This is a genomic window from Halomonas hibernica (assembly GCF_013183775.1).
Taxonomy (GTDB): domain Bacteria; phylum Pseudomonadota; class Gammaproteobacteria; order Pseudomonadales; family Halomonadaceae; genus Vreelandella; species Vreelandella citrativorans.
On sequence record NZ_VIFN01000006.1, the window covers coordinates 127,467 to 152,311 of the forward strand.

Genomic DNA, 24,845 nt, shown 5'->3' on the forward strand with positions numbered 1-24,845 from the left:
AAGCCTCCAAAGGGCAAGCCGATAGCGCGAATCGTTGGTGCAGAATCAATATGGCTCAGTGACGTGCAGGCCCGCCGGTGGGCGGGCGCTGTGCCACGTTTACGCTTGTGGAGTATTTTTCTTGGCTTTCAGACGTGCCAGCACGTCTTCGGCTTTGCGCTCATTGGCGCCAATACCCGCCGCTTTCAGGCGTGCATCCAGTGATGAACCGCTCTCTTCGGCAGCCATTTGGTCGGCCGCCTGCATCTGGGCTGAGTTAAGCTGCTGGCGCTCACGGATCCGGTCAAGAGACTCCATCGCACTACCCATAGCGCTATTTTGCCCGGAGTGGCGCGCCGCTACGGCAGACTGAGCCTTCTGTGCAGACTCTGTCGCTTTTACCACGCTCACCTGCTGTTTTAGCTGGCGCAGCTGATTTTCCGTATTGCGAATGGCTCCGCGCAGGCTTTCAATGCTGGCGTCGTACTCGCTGACGATGCTGCGCTCGGCGTCCAGCTCATCCTGCATGCTGACCATGCGCTCGGCAACTTCGACCGCTAACGCTTCTTCGCCTTTATCCAGCGCGGCTTCAGCGCTCTGCTCAAGCTCGGCAATTTTGCTTTCCAGGGTATCTGCCTTGTTACTGTTCAGCTGGCGTTGACCCATTAAGCGCGCAAGTTCGGTTTTGGACTGTTTCAGGTGATTTTCAGAGTCACGGATTTCCTGGTCCAAAATGCGCAGCGCTTGAGAGTCAACGACGGCCTGGCCGGTCTCATTCGCTTTACCACGTAACGCCGTCATGATTTTGCTTAACATAAAGTTGCTCCTAAACGCGTATTAAGAAAAGTGATCGTGAATTAAGTCGGCGACTTCCATGGCAGCGCTGGCCGTGGCATGTAATTCAGCACAAATAGACACCAGCTTTGAATCGCCAAACAGCTGCCCGTAAGCCACGTAAAAATCTCGATTATCAATGGATACGATACCGATAGAGGCAAGCGGAAGCGCAAGGCCCTGGCGCAGTAACACGTCGTTAAGCTCAGCCGGATTCGATACGCTGTCCAGCGGGGCAATGGCGGTCATGGCAATCCACTCATTGTCGCTGCGCGAAAGCGTTAAGGTTAAATTGCCGTAATCGTGAAGCTCCCAAATCAACGTTTGGTTGGCTTCATCTAAACTAACATTGGCCGCTGGCCACTCCAGTTCAACGGCTTCTTCCTGTGCGGAGGCATCGTTAATAACGCGGTAGAGTTCGGCTGCCGAGAAAGCACCCGTTTCATTGTGAGTAATCAAAGCAGCAAGCTCCTTATGCAAAATGAAGGTTATGTTAGCACTGACAATTCATCATCTTCTAATAACGCACTATCGCGTTTGAGTAAAAGGCTACGCTAACACGCTGCGCGCCTGGATGTTTTACTATCAGCAGCGCTTCTTGAGCGAGCCTATTTAAGACCCACAGGCAGGAGAGGAGTTCTTCGTTAAGCGTACGATAAAAGGAGTCGATAACATGGATAAGGATAGCCAACCGCCCAGTTACGCTTCAGCAGCAGGCTGAGGTGCTACTGCTTACGTTATCTCCGTGAGCTTGTTTTAATGTAGGAGTGTTGGAAAGCTGATCGAATGTATATCAAGACGTATGATATATATTTCGCTAGTGGTGGAAGAGTTAAGCGTCACGTTCCGGCCCTGAAGACAGTAAGGCGGTCGGTCGCTCTTATAAATAAAAGGGGTGGGAAACAGATGGCTGAGAGCAAACGTTCCAACGCTCAACGGCTTAAGGACTCGTTGGAAGATGACATTATTAATGGGCGGCGGGTGCCAGGTGAACGGCTCGACCCGGACGAGCTGGGGCGAACGTTTAATGTTTCCCGCACACCCGTGCGTGAAGCCTTCCAGCAGCTGGTGGCTAGCGGTTTGGTCACCGTATCACCGAAAAAAGGCACGTTTGTGGCCAAGGTCGGCATCGACCAGTTAATCGAGATGTTTGAAGTCATGGCCGAGCTTGAGGGCATGTGCGGGCGCCTGGCGGCCCGACGCATTAGTGACCCGGAGCTGGCAGAGCTTCAGGCGGCCCATAAACGCTGTGAAGCAGCGGCACACGCGGGCGATACGGACGAGTACTACTACGAAAACGAAGCGTTTCATGACTGCATCTATGCGGCGAGCCACAATACGTTTCTAGCCAGCGAAGCTCGTCAGCTAAAACAGCGCTTAAAGCCCTATCGTCGCCTGCAATTGCAGGTTCGCCAGCGCGTGCATAACTCCTTGAGCGAGCACCAGGCCATTGTCGATGCCATTACCCAAGGCGATGCCGCACTGGCTGAGCAAGCGCTGTGTGACCATGTGCTGATTCAAGGCGAGCGATTCAGCGACTTTGTGGCCAGCGTGCGCCGTATGGAAGCGCCGATCAGTCAGCCAAGTTAGGTAATGTCCGTATTGGTGGGGTAATGGTCCTTGCCGACACGTCGCGCGCGGCGGAAACTCTTCCTATTAACGATCTGGAGAGAGAACGTGACGCGCCATATTGCCTTATTGGCTTACCCCGATTGCCAATTGCTGGATGTCAGCGGCCCTTGGCAGGTGTTTGCCAGCGCCAACGCACTAAGCCCGGAGCCCTTGTACCGCTTAACCCTGGTCGCCGATGCATCTGGGCCGGTGATGACTAACGGCGGCCTGGCGGTGTACGCCAGCCACACCTATGCCGAACTTCCCCAGCTACTGCCTTTGGATACGTTACTTATTGCAGGTGGCAGCGGTGTAATGGCGTTACGCCAAGACCCGCACGTGCTGGCTCTTTTACGTGAGCTGGCGCCTCACGTGCGCCGGTTAGGCTCTATCTGCTCAGGGGCTTTCTTGCTTGCTGCCGCCGGGCTTTTAGATGGCCAGCGCGTCACTACCCATTGGCGCCACGCCGACCAGCTTGCCGAGGAGTACCCCGCGCTTAATGTTGAGCCCGATGCGCTGTATATCCAAAGCGGTGCTCGCTACACCAGCGCCGGGATAACGGCCGGTATCGATCTGGCACTTTCGCTGGTAGAAGCCGACCACGGCGCTGCCCTTGCCGGGCAGGTAGCACGAGAACTGGTGATGTTTCTGCATCGCCCCGGCGGGCAGTCGCAGTTCAGCGAACTTCTACGCTGCCAGCAAGATGCTGGCCCGTTGCGTCGTTTGCTGGATCATCTGCATGCCGACCCAGGCGGGGCACATTCGCTGGAAAGTATGGCGGCCTTAATGGCCGTATCACCACGTCATCTTACCCGCCTATTCAAGCGCCACTTAACCACGACGCCGGTTACTTATTTGACCCAGCTACGCTTGGAGCAGGCGCGTTTGGCGCTGCTGGATGGGCATCAAACGGTATCGCTTGAGCGGTTAGCCGAGCGCTGGCGTTTGGGCGGCGCTGAGCAACTGCGACGCCAGTTTCAACGTTACTACGGTGTTTCCCCTTCTGTGTATCGTCAGCGCTTCGGCGCGGCGGCTACGCCTACCCTTACGCCTACTCTTGGGCCTACGCTTTTGGAGCCATCGCCATGCCAATAACCGTTACGCTGTTATCGCTGTGCCAAGCGCTGTTGGTCAGTGGCAATATCCTGCTGATTGCCGTATCGCCGCTCATTGGCGCCTCGCTGGCACCGACAGCTAACTGGGCCACTGTGCCGGTGGCCAGCCAATGGCTGGGGCTGATGTGTGCCACCATTCCCGCCTCGCTGATCATGGGGCGGCTGGGGCGTAAACGCGGGTTTGTGCTGGGCAATCTTATCGGCTTGATAGGTACGGCCGTGGCCATTTCAGCGCTACGTCAGCAAAGCTTTGGGCTGTTCCTGCTGGCGACCTGGCTGATTGGCATCGGCATTGGCTTTGGGCAGCTCTACCGCTTTGCGGCCCTTGAAGCAGCCCCCACAGTACTGCGCGATAAAGCGCTTGGTTTAGTGATGGGCGGTGGAGTGTTGGCTGCGTTTGCAGGCCCCTGGCTTGCCCGCTTTAGCCGTGAGCTGAGCGAGACACCGTTTTTAGGTAGCTTCGTTGGGCTGGGCGTGCTCTACGTGTTGGCACTTGGCATATTGCTTTGTACGCGGTTGCCGGTCGCTTTTGTGCAGGCAGTAGAGGGGGAGAAAAAGCCCTTGCCCGCTATCCTGCGCCAGCCCGGTTTTCTATTGGCCGTTAGCGCGGCAGCCATTGGCTACGGCGTGATGAATCTGGCCATGACCGCCACACCGCTGGCGATGGAAGGGGCCGGGCACAACTTTAACCATGTCGCCACCACTATTCAGTGGCATGTGGTTGCCATGTTCTTGCCCTCATTTTTTACCGGCCATTTGACGGCTCGTTTTGGTGCCCCACGCATGATTAGCGCTGGCTGCTTGCTGCTGGTGGCAAGCGCAATTGCCGCACAGTTTGATGTCGGGCTAGCGGGCTTTAACGTTGCGTTGATCCTGCTGGGGCTTGGTTGGAATTTCACCTTCCTGCCCGCTACCGGGTTATTGACGCAAAGCTATCAACCGGCAGATAAGGCGCGGACTCAGGCGGCCAACGAGTTTCTGGTATTCGGTACGGCGGCCTTGACAGCGCTACTGGCGGGGCCGTTGGTTAACACCCTGGGCTGGGCAACGCTCAATGCGCTGCTGATTCCTGTCTCGTTACTGCCTATGGTGCTGCTGGCATGGCAGCGGCGGCTAAACGCGCCTCTGCTTTCTTAAGATGTTATAACATAGTCATATTATTTTATTTGTTACGTCAGGTGGTTGAATGATTGCTAAACGGGAACGCGGCAAGCTGGAGCGCCAGCTTGTTGCTTCGCTGACTGAAGTCTGCGAGCAGGCCAAGACTGAGGTGGTTGGGTTCGTCTGGTTAACTCACTGCGTGGACTACCAACACTTCCCCGAAAGCCTGGTGGTTATCTGGGTATTTGATACCGATGCCCATTTAGCCTCAGCGCTAAAGGGCGAAGCCAAACAGCGCCTGCATGATTTCACGGCTAGCGCTTTGGACGAGGCGGGTGTGGCGCTGGATAGCATCACACCGCACATCGACTTCGATAGTGAACAGGCGTGCCAGCGCGCCCATGGCGGCAACTGGCAGCACCGACTGCGCGCGCGAAGTGTGAGGCACTGATGGCCAAGAAAATCGATAGCCCCTGCATATCCGCCTGTCAGTTGAAGGGCGGCATGTGCACCGGCTGTGGGCGAAGCATAGAAGAAATTCGCCACTGGAAATCCATGAAGCGGCCCGAAAAAATTGCCACCATCAAGAGGGCCGAACAGCGGTACAAGAAGCTCAACAAGTAACGGGTGTTAGGAAAATATCGTTTGGGCGGCGTTTGGTTAAAAATCACCCGGGGCGCATTGCAGGCAGGTAAGGCCTAGAGCGCGCCACTGAGCAACTACCGCATCGCGGTCGTCCAGCACCAGCCAGGGCTCGAAACCGTCTTCACGCATGGTGCTGAGCAGGGCTTCTTTGACGGCTTCGTCATCCACGTGGTCATGGCCATCCGGGCGCAGGTACATGGCGTCAAACGGGATCGCGTTGCGCGTCAGCCATTCGTGGGTATGTTCGCGGTGAGTGTCCGGGCGGCCGCTGCAAATGATGATCTGCTGGCCCTGGGCCTTCAATAATTTCACCAGCCGGGCGACCGGTTCGATCACTGGCGCTTCGGCCATAAACGCAAAGAAGGGGTCCCACTGTTTGGCGGGGCCTAACACCCATTCGTGTACTTTCGTGGGGTGAAATTCAGCTAAGGTACCGTCAACATCGACAATCACGGCGTGGGTCATGCAAGGCTCCGGTTATTTAAGGTGTGAGTATTCAAGGCGTAAGTATTCAAGAACAGGGCCTTTTGTGTGGCAAGGCGCGCACCGAGTAACATGCGCCAAGAGCTAAGAGCCGGTTCGGATAAAGGGGTAAACAGCGGCACCACACGTTCGGCGTTTAGCTGATCGGCAAGTGCAACCAGGTGTGAGGCGCGCAGATGCACATTCCAGCGCTGCCAGAGGATGTCGCCAGCGGCCAGTTCGGCGCAGCGCGAAGGCGTCAGGTAACCGGTGTGCATCAGCTGAAAGCCTGGCCACATGGCCGCCGTATCATCGCGGTCGCTAATCAGCTTGAGGCTTGGCTGAGAGGCGTCGGGGCGCGCCAGAAGCGCTCCTATTCTTTTATCCGCATGGGAGCGGCGAAGCGTTGCGGGGAGCGCCAGCAGGGTTTGCAGATTGGCGCGAATAATCGGATCAATGGCAAGCGAAAGCCCGCGAGCATCCGCCTCTTCGGCTAGCCAGAGTGCCATCTCAAGCGCTCGGCCTGATTCAGGCACCGGGAAAACCAGCGGGCGGCACAAGTGTTCGCTGATGGCGTCCACGCATGCCTGCTGGGGTTGATCGTAGGTGCCATAAGAAGCGTCCAGTAGCGCCATACGCGCCGGTGGCGGCGTATCAAACGGAAACAGCCGGGACTCAAAGCAGGCGTCGCCGCTGTAGAAAATGCCGCCTTCGACATCCAGGTGAATCCAAACCCCGCCCAACGAATGGCCCGCCTGCCCGGTGGTCACCGTAATACCGGCAATTTGGCAGGTGCCGCGCTCGGGCAACGGCTGCCAGGCGCGCCCGTTGGGAAGTGCCTGAGCCACTAAAGGTGTGCAGTAAAGCGGTAGCGTAGCGGGTAGCTCGCTGACGCCGCCAATATGATCGATATGGTCGTGACTGATAATCACCGCATCGACATCAAGCCCGCGCGCCCAGGTAATTGGCTCGCCTGGGTGCAGTGCGCCGCCGGCATCCAACAGAAGCCGCTTGCCGTTGGCTTCCACCACAATAGCTGCGGGGCCTTTATCGCCCAGGCCGCTCAATATATTGATGCTGGCACTCATTGGTCGGGCTCCAGACACCAGCCTTCCAATAGCGTTAGCGCCACTTGCTGGCCCTCTTTCAGGGCGTGGGGATGATAGGCGAGCAGCGTTTCGCCACCGGCCATGCGCAGATGGAACTCATAGCGCTCGCCACGAAAGGTCTGGCGTTCAACGCGGGCGGTTAAATCCTGCTGGGTGGGCGCCTCGGGGTGCACCTGAATATGCTCCGGGCGCACCAGCACCGCCTGATGGCGTTGGGAAGCGGGAGACGTCAGCCCTTGCATCAGCTCACTGCCGCTGAGGCGCCTGCCCGGTGCGCCGGTGCTTATCATTAACTGGCTGCCCTGGCCGATAAAGCTTGCCACCCAGGACGTGCGCGGCTCGCGGTAGAGCGTTTCTGGCGTGGCCCACTGCACCAGCTTGCCCGCTTGCATCACCGCGATACGGTCGGCCAGCGCCATGGCTTCGCTCTGGTCATGGGTGACGTAGACCATGGTGGCTTCGGTGCGGCGGTGAAAATCCGCAAAGCTGTGCTCCATGGAGGCGCGCAGGTGGCGATCCAGGTTCGCCAATGGCTCATCCAGAAGCACTACTGACGGGTCGGTGACCAGACAACGGGCGAGTGCCACGCGCTGGCGCTGGCCGCCGCTTAAATCCTGCGGCGTGCGCTGGGCGTAGGGCTCAAGCGCCACCAGGGCAAGCGCTTGCTCAACGCGGTGCTGATAATCCGCCCCGCGCACGCCGCGTAGTTTTAGCGGGTAGCCGACGTTATCGGCGACGCTCATATGCGGCCACAGCGCGTAGGATTGAAACACCATGGCCATGTTGCGCTGCTCGGGGAGCACGTGGTGCTGCTCGCTTGCCAGAAGCGTATCGCCCAGATGGATTTCACCGCCGCTTACCTGCTCGAAACCGGCCAGCATACGCAGCATGGTAGTTTTGCCGCAGCCGCTGGGGCCGAGCAGGGCGACAAACTCGCCCGGCTCAACCGTTAATGAAAGCCCATCCACGGCTTTGTGTTCGCCAAACTGCTTGGTGACTTGCTTGAGGGTTAGCCCTGCCATGGCACGACTCCTTTGGGTAAACGCGGGGCCAGAAGGCTAAGCGACAGCATGAGTGAAGCGACCATCAGCACGACCAGCACGGACACCGCTGACGCTAGAACGCTTTCGCCACCTTCATCGAGGTTAAAAATCAGCACGCCCAGGGTTTCGTTACCGGCGCTCCATAGCAGTGCCGAGACGGTCAGCTCGTTGACGGCCAGCAGAAATACCAGCAAGCCCCCGGCAAACAGCGCAGGTGCAATCAGCGGCATCACGATAGTGGAAAGGCGACGCCAAGGGCCGGCACCGGCGAGCTGGGCGGCTTCTTCAAGCGAAGGATCTAACTGCGCGAGGCTTGCGCTGACCGGCTTTAAGCACACCACCAGAAAACGCGCCAGATAAGCCACGAAGATCAGCCCCAGCGTGCCGTAAAGCGCCACGTTGATAATGGGCAGTGGCCGCACGAACAGCAGTATGCAGGCAATTGCGAGTACCACGCCGGGCAGGGCGTAAGGCAGCTCGATAATGCTCAACGTCAGGTTTTGCAGGCGCGCTGGAAGCCGCTGGAGGCGGTAGGCCAGCGGCAGGCTGCACAGCATGAGCACCACGGCTGCACCACCGGCAAGCCAAAAGCTATTGCGCATGGCGCGCCACGTAGCGCCCTGGCGGCCAATCACTTCATGGTAGGCGTTCAACGTGGCGGTATCGGCATTGAGCGGTACGCCCATGGCCGGCACCAGCGAGCTAACCACCAGCGCCACCAGCGGCGCAACAAGAATGATCAGCAACACGCTTACCAGCAGCACCGTGACCAGCGCGCGAAAGCGGCCGAGTGAGAAATCATGGGCGCGCCCGCTATGTCCCACCAGCCCAAAACGGCTGCGGCCCATCCAGTGTTGCTGAAGCGCCACACCCGCCAGCGCCAGCACGCCGATCAGCAGCGAAAGGGCGGCCATCTCAGCCAGTACGCCGGTGCCAAAACTGGCCATGCGCTGATAAATCAGCGTAGGCAGTACGTAGTAGCTTGCTGGAATGCCCAGCATGGCCGGGATGCCGAAGTTACCCAGGCTTGAGATAAACGCCATGGCGGCACCGGCCACCAGGCCGCTTCTCGTCACGGGCAGAACAATATGCCGCCATACCTGATTCTGCCGGGCGCCGCTAATGCGGGCGGCTTCGACCAGTTCGCGGGGTAGAGAAAGTAGCGAGGTGCGCAGCGCCAGAAACACCAGCGGGGCACTTTGAATGCCTAATAGCAGGGCGATGCCTTCCGCCGAGTAGAGTGGCTGCGGGCTGCCCAACGGCGGCGCCATGCCGATGCTTTTGAGTAATGGGCTTGCCGGGCCAAATAGCTGTAACCAGCTAAGTGCCGTGACCTGGGGCGGAATCATCATCGGCAACATAAAACAGAACACTAGCCACGCCTTGCCGCGAATGTCGGTGAGGGTAATCACGAACGCAAACAGGCTGCCCAGCGCAAGGGCAATCAGCATGCCCAGCCCCGAGGTATACAGGCTGTGCCACAGCGCTCGCCAGGTACTCGCTGATTGGAGCACACGCCATAGCGGCGCGTTGCCCCCTTGGGTCAGGTCGCTTAACGCCTCAACCAACAGGCGCAGGCTAGGCGCCAGGCTCAGCAGGACGACGGTAAGCGTCAAAAGGGTAAGCAGCCAGCGGTGCTGGCTGCCTTGAGTAAGACTCGGTGACATGATCAGCCGCCGAACAGGTCGCTAAAACGCTGCTTCAGGGCTTCTTCCTGCTCAAGCGCTTGGGCGATATCAACAGGCATCAGCTCGATGGTGTCGCGGGCGGGGAAGCCTTCCGGCGGCGTAACACCCGGGTGGGCAGGCAGATAACCCTGCTCGCTGACCAACTGCTGACCTTCTTCCGAGAGTACGAAATCGACAAACTTCTGAGCCGCGTCGACGTTCTTGGCACCGGCCATAATGGCGACAGGTTCGGTGACTGCACTCACACCCTCTTCAGGGAAGACAAACTCGACCGGCGAGCCTTTGGCCGCTTCGCGGATGGGCAGGAAATCCACCACGATGCCGTAAGGCTTGGTGCCCGCTGCCACTGCGTTGAACACCCCGCCGTTGCCACCCTGGGCCTCGGTGCGGTTGTCATGCAGGGCATCGTAATAGCTTTCCCCCAGCTCGGAGTTCTCGCTAATCGCTGCCATATGAATCAGGGCAGCGCCCGAGTAAAGCGGGCTTGGCATGGTCACTAAGCCTTCATATTCGGGCTTGAGCAGGTCCTGCCAGCTTTGCGGCTGCTCGTCAGCGCCGGTGTTATACACGATACCGGTGGTGATCAGTTTGGTGCCGTAGTAGAAGCCTTCGGGGTCAAAAAGCTCGGCATCAAAGGCTTCACGATTAGGGCTCAAATACGCCTGAAGCTGGTCTTCCTGCTTTAACGACTCCATGGTCATGCTGTCGGCGATCAGCAGCACATCCGGGTTACTGACCCCGGCGGAAAGCTCGGAGCGCAGGCGGGTCATCAATCGCGTGGTGCCGTCGCGTACCCACTCCACCTCGATATCCGGGTAGGCTGCCTGGAAGGCATCAACCGTTTGCTGGGCATCGCTGTTGGGCTGGCTGGTGTAGAGCACGAGCTTGTCGTCGGCAACGGCGTTTGCCGAAAGAGCCAAACTTGCCATCGTGGTGGTAAGAGCAATAGCGGTGCAGAGTGAGCGCTTAAGCATCAGAAAGTCTCCAGTGAGTTGACCCTCCTCACACTATTGTCATCACCTTACAACATCGTGACACTACCCTTTCGTTTGAAGGAGGAGAGCTTTCGTAAGCATCGGAAAGTCTTTCGTTAATAAAAAAGAGGGGAGATGAGAGCAGAATGAAAGGCTTAAACGAGCGTCGCCGAGCGCTGCTTGAGCGGGTGCGCCAGGAGGGGCGCCATTCGCTAGAGGCGCTGGCTGATCAGTTTGGGGTATCCGTGCAAACGCTGCGCGGCGATATTCGCTTTCTTGCCGAAAAGGGCATGGTGCTGCGGCGCCACGGCGAGGTACTGCCGTTTCCCGACCGCGAAAATATCGGTTACGACCAGCGCCAGATCGTCAATGAAGCTGGAAAACGCCTTATTGCCCGCCAGGCCGCTTCATTGATTCAGCCTCATCAGTCGCTGTTTCTAGGCACCGGCACCACCGTTGAGCAGCTGGCCGACGCGCTGCACGACAAACAGGGCCTGCATATCATGACCAATAATCTTCACGCGCTTATCAGGCTATCCGCCCTAGAGTGTGAGCTAGTGGTGGCGGGCGGCCGGGTGCGCCGCCGCGACCAGGACGTGATTGGCGGCGACGCGTGGCGCTTTTTTCAACGCTACCGGGCGGATGTAGGCATTGTTTCGGTAGGCGGCATGGATGCTCACGGCAACCTTTTCGACTATAACGACGATGAGGTCATGGCGCGTGAAGCGCTGTTGGCCAATGCGGCTTTGCGCGTTCTGGTGTTGGATAGCACCAAGTTTGATTTACCGCTGCGCTGTACGGCGGGACAACTAGCCGATTATGACGCGGTGATTACCGACGTGGCGCTCCCTGACCGATTGCGCAGCCCTCTTGCCGCACAGGGCGTTAGGTTTTTGATATGAGCAGTTTGATATGAGCAGTTTGATATGAACAGTTTGATATGAGCAGGTATAAGTGGTCGGCGAGGTAGCCGCAGCCGCGGGTATCTATTTGACATTGGCCCTCAGGTAATGACAAATACCCCAAAAATTGGCTTGAGGAGCACGCTGTGGAAAACGGTCAATCAGAAGCGACCTTGCGTTATGAAGCGCTATCCGTCGATACGCTGGCAACGCGGCTGGGTGATGTACACGAAGTCGCCAGCCGTGTTGGTGGCGACCCCGCGAGCTGGGAAATTTGTGAGGTGGGCGATGGCAACCTGAACCTGGTGTTTATCGTGACGGGTACCACGGGCAGTGTGGTGGTTAAGCAGGCGCTGCCCTATGTTCGTATGGTGGGCGAAAGCTGGCCGCTGCCGCTTTACCGCGCCCATTTTGAGTATTACGCCCTGGTGCGCCAGGCCAAGCGTGCCCCCAACATTGCGCCTGACGTGTTTTATTTCGATAAGCCCCAGGCCCTGTTTGTGATGGAGTATCTTTACCCGCACACGATTTTGCGCCGCAAGCTGATTAAAGGTGAGCGCGTGGCTCGCTTGGGGGAAATCATCGGCCAGTTCTGCGCGCGCACGGCGTTTCGCGGCTCGGAGCTTTCCCTGCCAAGCCCTGAGAAGAAACAGGATGTGGGGCTTTTCTCCGGCAACGTGGCGATCCCCGCGATTACGGAATCGCTGGTGTTCACCGACCCCTATTATGGCGCCGAGATGAATCACCACACGCCGGAGCTTTCGCCGGTGGTGGACGAGCTGCGCCGCAACGCGCGCTTAAAAGCCAGGGTTCAGCGGCTATTGATGAAGTTCACCGCCAACACCGAAACCATGCTCCACGGTGACTTGCACTCGGGCTCGATCATGGCGACCGACACCGACGTGCGCGTGATCGACCCTGAGTTTTCCCAGTACGGGCCGATGGCCTTTGATTTGGGAATGGCCGTAGCCAACTTCCTGATGGCGTACTTTAGTCAGCCTGCCCATCGCCAGGATGACGAACTGGAGGCGTACCAGACGTGGATTCTCGACGTCATCGAGGCGTGCTTCACAAGCTTTGATGCCGAGTTCCGCCACTTATGGCAAACCGAGCGCACCGGCATTCTGTTCTCCAGGGCGCTGTTTGAAGACCAAGGCAACAGCGCGGACGACGCCTGCGATGCGCTGTTGGAGGAAATTCGCCTGGATGCGTTGGCCTACTGCGGTATCGAAATGCACCGCCGGGTGCTGTCACTGGCCCATAATGCGGATTTCGAAGAGATCGAAGACACTGCCCTGCGCGCCCGGCTTGAAGCCCGCAATGTGTTGATGGGCCAGGCGCTTATTATGAATCCTGAGGCGGTTTGTGAAATACCTGCGCTTATTGAACTGGCCCAAGCGTATAACCGTCAGGATGTTCTATAAACAGCCTTCTATAAAAGACGTGCTATAAAAAAGCCGCGGGCTCTAGGCTCGCGGCGTTTGAACGGCTGTTGTATGACTCGCAAGGATTAACGCTCAGGCAGGGGCAGCCAATCAGCAAGCGCCACCTCAGCATGGGAGAACTGCGGCATATTCTCGCCCAGCGTTTCCATGTTGGTGATAGCGTTATCGTTCAGGAAGTCCTGGGTGATCAGTGTGGGCGGCACGATAACCTGCTGGCCGGGCGCTTCACCGGCCATCAAAAGCGCCAGTGTACGTACCGAGACTTCGCCTACCACCGTTGGGTTGGTGGCAACCGTTGCGGCCCAGGGCGAGCCGGGTTCACGCATGGCGGCAATATCAGAGGTGGAGATGTCGGCGGAATAAATAGCGATATCCTCACCCAGACCCATTTCATCCACGGCTATTTTCACGCCCGCTGCAAACTCATTATAGGGCGCGAAGAACACATCAATCATCGGATTGGCCTGAATCACCGCGCGGGCCTGATTGGCAACCGAATTGGCGATCGGGTTATCCAGGGTGCCGAATACGGCGGCTTCGGTCACACTTGGGTGAGCCTCTTTAAAATCTTCCCAAGCGGCGTTGCGGCGATCAAGCGGCGCGATACCTGGCACGTAAACATAGCCTGCGGTAAAGCGGTCACCGTTATCCTGTAGCGCCTGGTTAAGCACCAACTCGCCCAGCAGATAATCGGACTGCTCGACTTGCGGGATGGCGGGGTTGTCCACTTCCACATCGAATGCCACAACATCAATACCCGCCTCTACAGCGCGCTGGGCAGCGTCTTTCATGGACTCCGGCAGCCCGTGTTGAATGATGATGCCGTCGACGCCGAGCGCGATGGCCTGGTCCACCATATCTGCCTGCAGGGCCGCATCCTGGCGGCTATCCAGCACGCGCAGATCCACGCCCAGCGCAGCGGCTTGCGCCTCTACACCCGACAGATAGGCCTGGAAAAAATCGCCCGTGGAGATATAGCGGATAAGCGCGATGGTGACATCTTCCGGCGCATCGAAGGGTGCCGGGCGCTCCTCAGCCGTTGCCAGGATCGTTCCCAGTAGCGCCATGGCGGCGGTAAAACTTACAGCAAAGCGTTTGAGCATACGGTGTTTAAGCATAGCGGTGTCCCGATTGTTAACGTTTTTAGCGTTGAAGCGTTATTAATAACGGCCTGATTGGCCACGCCGTGAGGAGAGGTAAAAGGTGAACATGAGCGCCACCACCAATACCGCGCCTTTAACAAAATCCTGCGTGTAGTAGGGCGCATTCATCATCGTCATGCCTTGAAGCAGTATCCCCACAAAAAGTGCGCCCATGGCAGTGCCAAATGCGTTGGGGCGTGCAGCACCTAGTACGGCAAAGCCAATTAGCGCCGCGGCCACGCTATCCAGCAGCAGGTTATTGCCGCTGGCAATATCGCCCCGGCCTAAACGGGCGGCCAGCAAAATACCGCCAATCGAGGCAGTAACACCAGAAATCATATACGCCGCGATCTTGTAGCGCTCTACCGGCGCCCCCACCAAGGCGGTCGCACGCTCGTTGGAGCCAATCGCATACATCAGCCTGCCGTGACGGGTGAAGCCTAAAAACAGCCAGATAGCGACCGCGATCAATACGAACACCACTACCGGCACCGGAATCAAACGCTCCAGAATCAGGTCAAAGCGGTGCCTGCCTAGCCACAGAAACGCCGCCGAGAACGTGCCTTCCGCGGTGGAGCCATCGGCCAGCGACATACCGGTGGCGATAGAGTTGCCCTGGGTAGGAATGCGCTGAAGGCCAATCAGCAAAAACATCATGCCCAGGGTGGCCAGCAGGTCAGGAATGCGGAACTTGACGATCAGCAGGCCGTTAATAAGCCCGATGAACGCACCCATCAACAGGCAGACTGCCACGGCCACATAGGCGGGCTGTTCAAGCACCACCATGCAGTACGCCGCCAGCATCAACGAGGTGGTGGCCACGGCACCAATGGATAGATCAAACCCGCCTACCACCAGCGTGGTGGTCACGCCCAACGCCAGAATGCCGGTAATTGCCACAGACTGAAGCACAAATACCGCCGAACGCGGGTTCGCAAAGCCTGAGGCCGCCAGGCTGAAGTAAACGACTAGCGCCACCAGCAACAGCAAGAAACCGTAGCGAATGGCTAGCTCCAGGCAGCGAGCTTTCGCGGCGCTGGCGTTAGGCTTTTCCGGAGGCCTGGGCGACGAGGGCGTTGAGGTCGATATCTCGGTTGGATTGCTCACCGGCAATGGCTCCTTCATGTAACACAATAATTCGGTCAGCGATTTCAATCGCCTCGTCTAGTTCAGAAACAAACACCAGGGTGGCGCGACCTTTGGCGGTTGCCCGGATATGGCGGCCTATATCCTGTCTTGCCCCGATATCCACGCCTTGAAAGGGCTCATCCAGCAGCAACACGCGGCTGGGCGATTGAAGCCAGCGCCCGATCATGACCTTTTGCTGGTTGCCCCCGGAAAGCGTGCCAATCGAATCCGCGTGGGATTGGCAGACAATCCCCAACTGGGCAATCATCTGTTCGGTACTGGCGCGCTGCTGACGGGCGCTCAGAAACGCCCCACGGGTAAAGGCTTTTAAAAACGGCAGCGTCATATTGTCGGCGATATTAAAATCCCCAATCACGCCGTTGGTCGCTCTGTCTTTTACCGACATGAACACACCCCGGGCAAGCGCTTCACGTACATTGGCGGGCGCATAGGGCTGCCCATCGACCTGCATGATGCCGCTCGTTAAAGGACGCAGCCCAAACAGGGTCTCGACAAGCGCCGACATTCCACTGCCCAGCAGGCCGGTAAACGCGACGATTTCGCCGTCACCCACGCTCAAACTGATCGGCGCTGCCCCTTTAGCCAGTTCGATATTTTGCAGCGTTAGGATAGGCGCGCCCGGTGTGGCCGGTTCGATATCAGCATTATTGATCGCTTGGCCCAGCATGGCGTGCACGGCGGCCGTGAGATCCAGCGGCGCTTGATCAAATACGCCGGAGATCTGGCCATCGCGCAAGCAGATGATGCGATCCGCCAGGCGCCTGATATCGGACATGCGGTGGGAAATATACACAATCGCCACGCCCTGGGCGCGCAAGCGATCGATCACCGTAAACAGGCGCTCGGCTTCGGTAGCGGAGAGCGATGAGGTCGGTTCATCCAGAATCAAAAGCCTGGGCGCATGGGCCATGGCCCTGGCGATGCTGATCATCTGCCGGTCGGCCACCGACAGGTCGGCAACGCGGGCGTTCAGGTCGATATCCAGGCCCATGGCATCAGCAACTTCGCTTGCCTGCTGGCGAAGTTTTTTTGCCCTGATCCATAAGCCGTGCGCGCCGGAAGCTAGTCTATCCAGCATCAGGTTGTTGGCTACGTCCAGGTCGGGGATAACGCCGTCATCGATGGATTGATGTACGGTCACCACGCCGTGGTGGATCGCCTCACGCGCATCGCGGGGGTGGTAGGGCATACCGGCGAGCTGCATCTGGCCGTGGTCGGCCGCGTGGTAGCCGCTGAGCACCTTGACCAGGGTCGACTTGCCTGCCCCATTGGCGCCCATCAATACGACAACTTCGCCAGCACTGATACGCATATCAATGCCACGCAAGACCTGATTGTTCCCAAAGGATTTATGAATCCCCTGGATATCAAGCACGCTCGCTTGCAAGACGTTTCTCCTTGGTAGGCATACGCTGTGAAGGGCGCAAGATCATCGGTAACGGAGGTTGGAAAGTCAATCGCCGTGGCAGGGTATCGCCATTCGAGCCAGCAATGAGCCACAATGCCCTGTCACATTTACAGGGGCATTTGCAGAGGCATTTTGTAGCTCATGTCAGATCACTGATTACATAAAATGACGCTTAAATTTTTCGTGGTTTTCAATGTTGCTGCGAACATCGGCTTCATCCCAGATTTGCAGTTCCCACGGGAAGTAAAAGTTATTCCTGTTTTTAAAGTAAACATGCAGGCCACGGTAACCTTGCTTGTCGCGTAAATACCAGTTCTTCAACCCCAGTTCGTCTTGCCAGTCATCCAGCAACTCCATCACCTTATGAACGTCATCGGCGGTGAGCACAATGCGGGCACCAAAAATATCATTCAGCCAGTTATTTACCGGATATTGATCTTCACGGTTTGAAAACCGTTCGATCTTGTCATCAATACTTTCGCGGGTTTTCACACGATAAAAGTATTTGATGTCTATATCTGCGGCCATCAGGTAGTCGTTAATGCTTTCATGCAGCGTGAGGCGATATTGATAAATATGGGTGACGGGGACCTGTCGGATAGTTCTGGAAAGATTGAGTTTGGCAATTTTTCCGGTTTCAAAATAATCCCTGGAAAAATCCGCATGCAGGCGATTGATTTCGCTGACGAGTTGTTGGGTCTGGCTGATGTTATCCATGCAGCGGCTCCGTACTTGAGGGCTGTGTCTCCGATTTGGGAAAGCTTAACAGCAGATCTCGGTAGTATTCGTATTGCTTTTGGCACATGCCAAGCTCGGTCGCGTGATAGCCGCTAAGCATCTTGATCGGGGGTGACTTTCCGACGTTACAAGATGATTCTCCCCCATAAAAAGCGGCGGATTTTGAATCCGCTTTTCGACAATTAGAGGCCGCGCTTGCTACGGGCTTTTATCGATAAATCAACAACTTGAGATTTTACATTGGTTACACACAATACATGGATTCGCTACGATCTGCGACCAAATTGCGACCACATCGCGACATCCTACGCTGCGGGCGAGCATCCGCTGCAACTTTGGCAGCAGGTGGCCTTGTGTGCTTTCTCTCATTTGCCTGCCAGCAAAGTTAGTGATGAGAGACGGTGCCTCACATTGGAGCCGGATCTAGGCTAACGGGCAAGAATAGGGCACGCCGTCACCGAGATGGCTTGTTGGGCGTCCAAGTGCAGCGCCCTTCCTCCAGCAGTAACGATTTGGGCTCACGCATGGGCTCGGTTCGGAGAAAAAGCGTCAACTTGGTCGTTATCGTCGTCTTTTGTATGATCACTCGTGTCGCTGTGATCACTAGAATGATTATCTGTAATATCGGTAAAAACTGGCCAAAATATGAAGAGCATAGCGTATTCAGCGGTCGAGCCTTTCAGGAATTCGATAAGATGTATCTAATATTGAGCGAAGAAAATAAAATAAATAAAAACAGCGCCTTATTAAACATCAATAGAAGATTAAATTATTCTACTACCCAATCTACTCCCCACTTCGCCAAAACATAAATTTCAGGATGAAGCATGGCTGCACTACATCAAACCTTCGCATTTCCGGCAATGACGGCTTGAAAACCAGCCTTGGTGATCGGTTGTTGCGCCGCATCCACCACCGTGCCGCCCAGGCGTGCCAACTTTTTAGAAAGCGACACTAGCTTGGCAAGCTGGAGTTTGCTGGGAGCAAGCATCTGGTTGCTTTTGGTAATTTTAATGCTCACGCCTTTAATAGGGGGAAGTTCGTTGCTGCTTTCGGTTAAAGACGGCAGCTGCCCCGAAACATTAATATTCTCAATTTGAATCGGTGTACGAGAGGAGTCGCCCGCTACCTTATACGCCTTCGCGCTAGGCTCATAAACCGCATCCAAAGAAGCAAGCGCCAGGCTCAAGCGCTCATTTAACGCAGGCGAAGGGCTCTTGAATAGCACTTTCACTTCCCAGGAAGCATGTTCTTTATTGAGCAAGATAGGCGCTTCTGGCGTTGGCGCGGCAGCTCTCTTGGGGGTAGTGGCACCACTTGGGGCAAACGTCCATCCTTGCCTGCTCAACAATAAATAGATAGCAATACAACCGCAGGTAATGCTCATCCAGAGTGCGCATATCGCAGCGACTAGAAGGAGAGTGGAGGTGTCCATATCCTTATCTCATGGTTATGAGCAATTTACGTAACTGCTCGACACACGAAAATATTGACTGAACTGCACAAGCTTTGCAAGCTAACAAAAAGTGGCAGCTAGCGAGATAGTAACCCCTGGGTATGCTCCCGCTGCTGCTTATTGGCACCATCCAAAATATCCAGCAGCTTTTCGTAATCACCCGGCATTTGCTCATCCATGCCGTTGGTCTCAAAGCGCCTGAGCGTTTGCTGGGTGTCATCAATCAGTGCCTGCAGTTCGTCTATAACGCGCTGGTGCTCATTAGTGGTCATATAACCCCTTGGGTTTGTAATGCCTGTACTCGCTGGTAAAGCACTCTAGCGCTATCAACGGCCACGCTTTCGTGTTGGTCTAGGGTGAGCAGCACATCCTGGCGCGGGTCGTTCATCGCTGCTTCCAGCTCGGCATGGTAGCGTTTCAGCAAATGCGCCAAATTCATACGAATCATCGCAAGTTCTAGCTGAAACTCCGCCTGTAACTTAGTGTAGCGTTTTATGGGTACAGCGGTTGAACTGCTGCATAGTACGCTACTGATCGTCAGCTCAATCTGTTTTTCAACAGCATTAAGTTTAGGGACAAGTTCGGTAACAACTTCCAGAGCGGGGATGGTGGCGTTGTGCGGCTTCACGGTGCTCCTAATAGTGCTGGGTCATGGGCTTGAACATTAAGGTTACCACCATCGCCCACAGAGCTAAGGGTTAATTAACCCACTTAATTACCTGTTTATCACCGCTTCTATAACACCTTGATTTTTAACACAACAGCCGTTTGAAAGGCCGCATTAGAAACTGGTTAACACGTAATATTTAAATTAATCTTAGCCAATTTCCTAATGGTAGCATGCTATGTCAAATAACGACTTTTAGCCCCTTGCACCGCTTAACAATATAGCGCTTGCTTGGTGGTGATTAGGCCGCAAATTAACCCAACAGAGAAAGAACGCTCTGAGGAATCTGGTTGGCCTGGGCTAGAACAGAAGTGTCGTCTACCGTACTTTCCACTAACTTTTCTACCGCATTAAGCTTGGGGATCACGTCATTGATAACGCTAAACGCTGAAAGAGTCTGCGCGCTGTTGCCCACATCTGCTCCTAATAAGAAACCGGCCCCAAGGGAGCCGGTTCATTGTGTTTAGCTGTAGGGATCCGGATCATTAATGAGTGGCGGTAAAATCTCTCCCCTAGCGTCAAACTTAATCATATATAAGATAATTTTTTATATCTTTAACACGCTCCATCTGTTTGGCCACGTGATGAGCATTGCACCCCTGAGATACTAACCAACTTTCAATTTCTGCGACATATTCAGCCCAACCAGTATTCTCTTCACATGCGGATTTTAACATCTCAGCTGCTCTGAGAGTGTCGCTTGCATGTAAAGCAAACTCTTTATCTTCGGCTCCAAAACAACCTGAAATTTTATTTTTCCAACCCATATCTTTTTCCTTCATAAAAAACGGGGCCTTTCGGCCCCGCTATATATCGATCAATCAGCTTAAAAGCTAACCAATTAACCCAGCAGAGAAAGAACGTTCTGCGGGATCTGGTTAGCCTGTGCCAGTACAGAAGTACCGGCCTGCTGCAGAATCTGCGCGCGGGTCATGTTGGCCACTTCCACCGCGTAGTCGGCATCTTCGATGCGCGAGCGGGCGGCAGCGAGGTTGGTCTCGTTGGTGATCGCAGAATCGAAGCGGTTCTGGATGGCACCGAGGTCAGAGCGCAGATTGTCAACTTCCTTCAGAGCATTATCTAAAGTTTCAAGTGGCTTGGCAGTAGACGTTGCGACAGTGATGCTATCTGTGTCAGTAAGCGCACCGGTCGCACCATCAATGAACTTCTGGGCCCCCGTGCCATCATCGGCAGCATTCACAGTTCCGTCAGCCAGAACATAAAGTGTTTCTGCTGGTGTAGTACCAGAAGCGGTATCAGTCAGAGCAGCGCCATCAAAATATACTGCACTATCATCTGCAGCAGTTACAGCACTTGTGCCCGGATCGATTTTATAACCATCACCACCAACAGTCGCTGTAATCGTTGTGCCCCCACTAATTTCCGAAGCCATTTCGGTTGCATCAAGGGTAGTTACCTTTGAATAGGTTGTCCCGGTATCAGCGGAAGTGTAAGTGTCATTACCATCGACGACAGTTACATCCTTACCTAGGACATCCACCAAGGCAGTGTCACCGTCAATGTTAGCTGTGCCTGTTCCGGTGCTGCTATCCACAATGTTTGAAAGATTACCTGATCCATCTACATCAGCAGTATACGTGGCACTACCTGTGGTAATAGTAATAGATTTATTATGCAGGGCTGAAACAGTGTTGGCTGCGGTATCTGGAGTCGATGCCGCTGTGGAGAAGTTACCTGTACCATCAGCCGTATAAGTAGTCGCATCAACAACAACTTCATCAGCATTCGCTGCAGAACCTAACAGATCGGTGGCCGTAGCAGGATCAAAGGTAGTCGCACCAGCGGTAGTCGCACCAGCTGTGAAGCCAGCATCAACAAGATTTTCTGCTGTAGCAGCATCGTTTTGTTGGGTAGCCGAGCCAGTGACATTGAACGTACCTAGCCCAAGGGAAGCTGCGGTAATGCGCTCAAGATCAATATCGATGACTTCACCATCATTAGCGCCAACCTGAATTTGCAAGGTTTGGTCTTGGCTCAGAACTTTGGTTCCGTTAAAGGTCGTCTCGTCAGAAATCCGGTTGATTTCAGCCTGAATGGAGCTAAGGTCGTCTTCTGAGTTTGTATCGTTCTGGGCCTGCACGGACAGCTCACGAATACGCTGTAGGTTGTCATTGATCTGATTCAGCGCGCCTTCAGCAGTTTGAGCAACGGAGATACCATCGTTGGCGTTACGTTGCGCCTGAGCTAGACCGGCTGCATCATCCTTGGCACTGTTGATACGCAGACCAGAGGAAAGCCTTTCCATGCTGGTTTGTAATGCGTTTTGGCTCTTGCTCAGATTAGACTGGCCAATCATGGAAGTAATGTTGGTATTGATCACTGACATGGTGTGATTCTCCTTGCGTTAACACTGGCCTTGAAGGCCCGCTTTTCGGCCACTGTGTGCGCCGCTGTAATAGATAACGGCCTGATGCGGGAAAGCTTTAGGGGGAATCGTAAAAAATATTGTAAAAATTGGTAACAGGAATTGTAGGTTTTTCGTTATAGGGTGTGGTAGCGGCTAAAAAACCTGAGATTGCTTCGCTGCGCTCGCAACGACAGGTGGAGCCAGATGCAGGTTTTTGCGAAAAACGAGTTTGTAGCGAGTAAAGCTGCGCGCTATAAAAGCGCGGTGAGCGCTGGGGCATTCAGTGGCTTAACCGTTTGCTGCCCACCGGGTTCTTCTGCCTGTTGATAGGCGGCGTAAAACCGTGCGGGTATTGCCCCTAGCAGCACCTGTTGGGTGTGTACGCCCTGGCAGGCAGCGGTGCCAGATGGCCTGGGAATGCGCGGTTCTAGCAGGGTGATCAGCACGTCGTCATCGGGGTGGCGAATTGCCCTGCCTAACCCTTGGCGTAGCTTGTGCAGGGTCCGCACGGTGCTTTTGCGCATCAGCGCACCTTTAGCAATATGGGTGGCGTCAGCTTCGGCTACTTGGCGGTTGATCAGCATTTGTTCTACTAGGTATTGCTCTACTTGGCTGACCATGGGGCGGGGGTTGCGTAGCACTACCACGTGCTGCCAATACGCTTGGTTGCCTTCACGGCTGGGTGAAAGCCCTTCCCACCCGGCGGGCGTTAGCAAAATGGCCTCATTCGTTAAGCTTGCCACCATATCACTTAGCCCGCTACCTGGGTGATGCGCCACAAGCCGGTGGGCGTGCTCACGTGGCCAAGCAGCTTCCAAGGCCGCTACATCTGCATAGCTGGCACATAGCACCAGCGTGCGCCCTGGCTGGTCGGTGATATAAGGCAGCACTTGATGGCAATAATTAGCAGCTAGCTGAAAACGCTCATCCTCCTTCTGCACGAGAGGGTGCGGCAGGCCACGCGGTAAGCGAAAACGCAGCGTGCCAAACGCCTGGGCTTGGAAGCTACGCTGCAACCCGCTGCGCGGGTGGGTAACGGGCAGCTGTAGGCGGCTGCGCATATAGCGAAAGTGCGGGCTTTCACCGGGTGCATGGTCTAGGTCTGACAGAGTGGCCGATGTCATTAACGTTGCCCGCGCCTTCGCCCCGGCTTTTAAGCTGGCAGCGGCACTGGGCGCATGGGCTACCACACCGGGCAAGCCGCGCACGGGGGAGTAATCCAGCACTAGGTAGCGGCTAGCTTCGCGCAAACGCATGGCAATACTCTCAACACGCTGGCGTACGTGCCGCCACTCTTGCCATAGAGCAGGAGTATGGCTGTGCTCACGCAGGCGCAGTTTTAATAACGCTTCCACAGCGCTTTGCAGAGCCTCGCCTTGGTAAGGCGAAAAACAGGCCCGCGAATACACAGCGGCACGAGAAGCCGCTGTAAACGACGCAAAATTTAATGGAGAAATAATGGGGCGTCAGCCACGGCGCACCTTTCTAGAAGGCGTCGAACGCTGGATAGATGAGTACGATGTGGCTAGCCAGGTAAAAGCGATCCGACCAGTGATAGCGTACATAGGGCCAGATGTAATGCTGGGCATTGAAGCAGTAGACAAGGCCCGGCAGATGGCCAGGGATCTGAGAAAGCAAGGGCGCAGTCAAAGCACAATCAACAACCATGTACAGGTAGTTAAACGGGTTCTCAACCTTGCTTACAGAGAGTGGGAGTGGATAAACCAGCCGCTGGGGGACAAGCTCAAAAAGCCCAACCCGAAAAACGAGCGGCATGTTTATCTTACGGAGGGTGACTTGCGGCGGTTACTACAGGCGATCCCCGATAGCCGAGGCGATGATAAGAAGGTCATCGCCCTGGCTGCCGTGACAGGGCTGCGCCAGGGCGAGCTTTTATCGTTAGAGCCGTCGAACGTGCACGGTGGTCGCATCGTACTGCGACCAGATCAAACGAAGAACGGGAAGGCGCGTGTGGTACCGGTACCCACTGACGCCCAATCGTGGCTCCATGATCTGCCGTTTGCAAGTAAAAAGCACACGCTAAGGGTCACGTTTGAAGCAGCGCGGGCAGCGATACAGCGGGATGATCTACGGTTTCACGACCTGCGCCACAGCTACGCCAGCCTGTTAGCGCAAGCGGGCGAGAGCATGACAAGGGTAAGAGACCTACTAGGGCATTCCAGCCTGCTTGTTACCAGTCGCTACAGTCATATTTTTGACGCCGGACTGGACGATATCGGAGCACGATTGCCGCAGCTAAGTGGCGCATTCTGCGACCAAACTGCGACCAAGCACTAAATAGGGGGAAAATTCAGGCACAAAAAAAGGGGCCTAAGCCCCTGATTTTAAAGATGGTGCCGGTAGCCAGACTCGAACTGGCACACCCGTAAAGGCGGCGGATTTTGAATCCGCCGCTGATGCATCCGCCCGTTTACAACTGATCAATCCGGTCAAACTTGCCGGCGATATCGCTCTCGGTCCAGTGGGGCACCCAGCCTTCTACGTTGTCGAAGAAACGCAGCGCGGTAAATTCAGGCGCGGGGCCCATATCGAACCAGTGGGGCGTGTTGGCAGGTACGCTGATCAGGTCGTTGCGGGTGCACAGTACCTGGTACACCTTGTCGTCGATATGCAGACAGAAAAGCCCTTGGCCTTTGACGAAAAAGCGTACTTCGTCTTCGTTATGGCGATGCTCGTTTAAAAACTTCTGGCGCATGGCATCCTTTTCAGGGTGCGTAGGCACCATGTGCAACACATCCACCGTCTGGTAGCCGCCCTGGGCTTTTAGCCGCTCGATATCATCTTGATAGAGCGCCAGAATATCGTCCTGAGTGGCGTCGTCGGCAATATCGCCCGGCGTTGCCCAGCGCTCGAACAGTACGCCTACACGATTAAGCTCAGTTTTTATCTGCTCGCCGTCGGTAATATCGACCAGCGCGTTGTTCGGATCTTGATCGGCAAATACTTTAAGTTGTGACATTGAGGCGCTCTCCGCTAGCTAATACTTGA

The 24,845-nt window shown here is 55.8% G+C and carries 27 protein-coding genes; 8 read left to right on the plus strand and 19 right to left on the minus strand.

The genetic code is table 11. The features are described from left to right. Positions 1-99 precede the first annotated feature (99 nt). The gene (locus FKN99_RS11185) at positions 100-795 is read right to left on the minus strand and encodes a PspA/IM30 family protein (RefSeq protein WP_172117916.1); all 696 of its coding nucleotides are present in this window, start codon (positions 793-795) and stop codon (positions 100-102) included. 21 nt (positions 796-816) lie between these two features. Beyond that, complete coding sequence (locus FKN99_RS11190) at positions 817-1,272, minus strand: DUF2170 family protein (RefSeq protein WP_172117917.1); 456 nt, start codon at positions 1,270-1,272, stop codon at positions 817-819. A 447-nt stretch (positions 1,273-1,719) separates the two neighbouring features. On the opposite strand from FKN99_RS11190, the gene FKN99_RS11195 reads away from it, so the two are divergent. The 5 genes from FKN99_RS11195 to FKN99_RS11215 all read left to right on the plus strand — a co-directional run bounded on the left by FKN99_RS11195 (position 1,720) and on the right by FKN99_RS11215 (position 5,264). Then, a complete protein-coding gene (locus FKN99_RS11195; RefSeq protein ID WP_172117918.1) occupies positions 1,720-2,403 on the plus strand; it encodes a GntR family transcriptional regulator in 684 nt (227 codons plus the stop codon). An 87-nt stretch (positions 2,404-2,490) separates the two neighbouring features. Next, positions 2,491-3,519, plus strand: a complete 1,029-nt coding sequence (locus FKN99_RS11200) for a GlxA family transcriptional regulator (RefSeq protein WP_172117919.1) — start codon at positions 2,491-2,493, stop codon at positions 3,517-3,519. Continuing rightward, positions 3,510-4,676, plus strand: coding sequence for an MFS transporter (locus FKN99_RS11205; RefSeq protein ID WP_172117920.1), 1,167 nt, complete (start codon positions 3,510-3,512; stop codon positions 4,674-4,676). The genes FKN99_RS11200 and FKN99_RS11205 overlap by 10 nt, the downstream gene beginning before the upstream one ends. Positions 4,677-4,725: 49 nt before the next feature. Further along, positions 4,726-5,091: a hypothetical protein gene (locus tag FKN99_RS11210; RefSeq protein ID WP_172117921.1), complete on the plus strand. Its 366-nt coding sequence runs from the start codon at positions 4,726-4,728 to the stop codon at positions 5,089-5,091. Then, positions 5,091-5,264 (plus strand): DUF1289 domain-containing protein, encoded by a 174-nt coding sequence (locus FKN99_RS11215; RefSeq protein ID WP_172117922.1) that lies wholly within the window; start codon positions 5,091-5,093, stop codon positions 5,262-5,264. Before FKN99_RS11210 ends, FKN99_RS11215 begins: the two co-directional genes overlap by 1 nt. 36 nt (positions 5,265-5,300) lie before the next feature. Here FKN99_RS11215 and FKN99_RS11220 read toward each other — a convergent pair whose 3' ends face one another. From FKN99_RS11220 to FKN99_RS11240, 5 genes are read right to left on the minus strand one after another with little or no spacing between them, the layout of a single operon-like run. Beyond that, positions 5,301-5,750 carry a phosphatase domain-containing protein gene (locus tag FKN99_RS11220; RefSeq protein WP_018917114.1) on the minus strand — a complete coding sequence of 150 codons (450 nt, stop codon included), beginning with the start codon at positions 5,748-5,750 and terminating at the stop codon, positions 5,301-5,303. Beyond that, complete coding sequence (locus tag FKN99_RS11225; protein ID WP_172117923.1) at positions 5,747-6,835, minus strand: MBL fold metallo-hydrolase; 1,089 nt, start codon at positions 6,833-6,835, stop codon at positions 5,747-5,749. Before FKN99_RS11225 ends, FKN99_RS11220 begins: the two co-directional genes overlap by 4 nt. After that, on the minus strand, positions 6,832-7,878 hold the full coding sequence (locus FKN99_RS11230; protein ID WP_172117924.1) for an ABC transporter ATP-binding protein: 1,047 nt from the start codon (positions 7,876-7,878) through the stop codon (positions 6,832-6,834). The genes FKN99_RS11225 and FKN99_RS11230 overlap by 4 nt, the downstream gene beginning before the upstream one ends. Beyond that, the gene (locus FKN99_RS11235) at positions 7,866-9,566 is read right to left on the minus strand and encodes an ABC transporter permease (RefSeq protein WP_172117925.1); all 1,701 of its coding nucleotides are present in this window, start codon (positions 9,564-9,566) and stop codon (positions 7,866-7,868) included. Before FKN99_RS11235 ends, FKN99_RS11230 begins: the two co-directional genes overlap by 13 nt. Before the next feature lie 2 nt (positions 9,567-9,568). After that, complete coding sequence (locus FKN99_RS11240) at positions 9,569-10,561, minus strand: ABC transporter substrate-binding protein (protein WP_172117926.1); 993 nt, start codon at positions 10,559-10,561, stop codon at positions 9,569-9,571. Between the two features lie 146 nt (positions 10,562-10,707). Between FKN99_RS11240 and FKN99_RS11245 the strand changes: the two genes are divergently transcribed. Continuing rightward, a complete protein-coding gene (locus tag FKN99_RS11245) occupies positions 10,708-11,463 on the plus strand; it encodes a DeoR/GlpR family DNA-binding transcription regulator (RefSeq protein WP_172117927.1) in 756 nt (251 codons plus the stop codon). Positions 11,464-11,609: 146 nt separating this feature from the next. After that, positions 11,610-12,887, plus strand: a complete 1,278-nt coding sequence (gene mtnK, locus FKN99_RS11250) for an S-methyl-5-thioribose kinase (protein ID WP_172117928.1) — start codon at positions 11,610-11,612, stop codon at positions 12,885-12,887. A gap of 86 nt (positions 12,888-12,973) precedes the next feature. Here mtnK and FKN99_RS11255 read toward each other — a convergent pair whose 3' ends face one another. The 11 genes from FKN99_RS11255 to FKN99_RS11305 form a co-directional block, all read right to left on the minus strand. Next, the gene (locus FKN99_RS11255; protein ID WP_216658051.1) at positions 12,974-14,026 is read right to left on the minus strand and encodes a substrate-binding domain-containing protein; all 1,053 of its coding nucleotides are present in this window, start codon (positions 14,024-14,026) and stop codon (positions 12,974-12,976) included. Between the two features lie 42 nt (positions 14,027-14,068). Then, the gene (locus FKN99_RS11260; protein WP_319941280.1) at positions 14,069-15,157 is read right to left on the minus strand and encodes an ABC transporter permease; all 1,089 of its coding nucleotides are present in this window, start codon (positions 15,155-15,157) and stop codon (positions 14,069-14,071) included. Continuing rightward, positions 15,093-16,586, minus strand: coding sequence for a sugar ABC transporter ATP-binding protein (locus FKN99_RS11265; RefSeq protein WP_172117929.1), 1,494 nt, complete (start codon positions 16,584-16,586; stop codon positions 15,093-15,095). The genes FKN99_RS11260 and FKN99_RS11265 overlap by 65 nt, the downstream gene beginning before the upstream one ends. A gap of 177 nt (positions 16,587-16,763) precedes the next feature. Then, on the minus strand, positions 16,764-17,324 hold the full coding sequence (locus FKN99_RS11270; RefSeq protein WP_172117930.1) for a nucleotidyltransferase family protein: 561 nt from the start codon (positions 17,322-17,324) through the stop codon (positions 16,764-16,766). Between the two features lie 862 nt (positions 17,325-18,186). Next, entirely contained in the window at positions 18,187-18,780 is a 594-nt protein-coding gene (locus FKN99_RS11275) for a hypothetical protein (protein ID WP_172117931.1), read from the minus strand. A 98-nt stretch (positions 18,781-18,878) separates the two neighbouring features. Beyond that, on the minus strand, positions 18,879-19,073 hold the full coding sequence (locus FKN99_RS11280; RefSeq protein WP_172117932.1) for a hypothetical protein: 195 nt from the start codon (positions 19,071-19,073) through the stop codon (positions 18,879-18,881). Then, positions 19,070-19,429 carry a hypothetical protein gene (locus FKN99_RS11285; protein WP_172117933.1) on the minus strand — a complete coding sequence of 120 codons (360 nt, stop codon included), beginning with the start codon at positions 19,427-19,429 and terminating at the stop codon, positions 19,070-19,072. The genes FKN99_RS11280 and FKN99_RS11285 overlap by 4 nt, the downstream gene beginning before the upstream one ends. Positions 19,430-19,721: 292 nt before the next feature. After that, the gene (locus FKN99_RS11290; protein ID WP_172117934.1) at positions 19,722-19,883 is read right to left on the minus strand and encodes a hypothetical protein; all 162 of its coding nucleotides are present in this window, start codon (positions 19,881-19,883) and stop codon (positions 19,722-19,724) included. A gap of 109 nt (positions 19,884-19,992) precedes the next feature. Then, on the minus strand, positions 19,993-20,250 hold the full coding sequence (locus FKN99_RS11295; protein ID WP_172117935.1) for a hypothetical protein: 258 nt from the start codon (positions 20,248-20,250) through the stop codon (positions 19,993-19,995). Positions 20,251-20,309: 59 nt separating this feature from the next. Continuing rightward, positions 20,310-21,815, minus strand: a complete 1,506-nt coding sequence (locus FKN99_RS11300) for a flagellin N-terminal helical domain-containing protein (protein ID WP_172117936.1) — start codon at positions 21,813-21,815, stop codon at positions 20,310-20,312. A gap of 272 nt (positions 21,816-22,087) precedes the next feature. Further along, entirely contained in the window at positions 22,088-23,191 is a 1,104-nt protein-coding gene (locus tag FKN99_RS11305) for a helicase C-terminal domain-containing protein (protein WP_172117937.1), read from the minus strand. A 103-nt stretch (positions 23,192-23,294) separates the two neighbouring features. Between FKN99_RS11305 and FKN99_RS11310 the strand changes: the two genes are divergently transcribed. Further along, positions 23,295-24,134 carry a tyrosine-type recombinase/integrase gene (locus tag FKN99_RS11310; RefSeq protein WP_172117938.1) on the plus strand — a complete coding sequence of 280 codons (840 nt, stop codon included), beginning with the start codon at positions 23,295-23,297 and terminating at the stop codon, positions 24,132-24,134. A 133-nt stretch (positions 24,135-24,267) separates the two neighbouring features. Here the strand turns inward: FKN99_RS11310 and FKN99_RS11315 are convergent, their stop codons facing one another. Beyond that, complete coding sequence (locus FKN99_RS11315; RefSeq protein WP_172117939.1) at positions 24,268-24,816, minus strand: 1,2-dihydroxy-3-keto-5-methylthiopentene dioxygenase; 549 nt, start codon at positions 24,814-24,816, stop codon at positions 24,268-24,270. Positions 24,817-24,845: the final 29 nt, after the last annotated feature.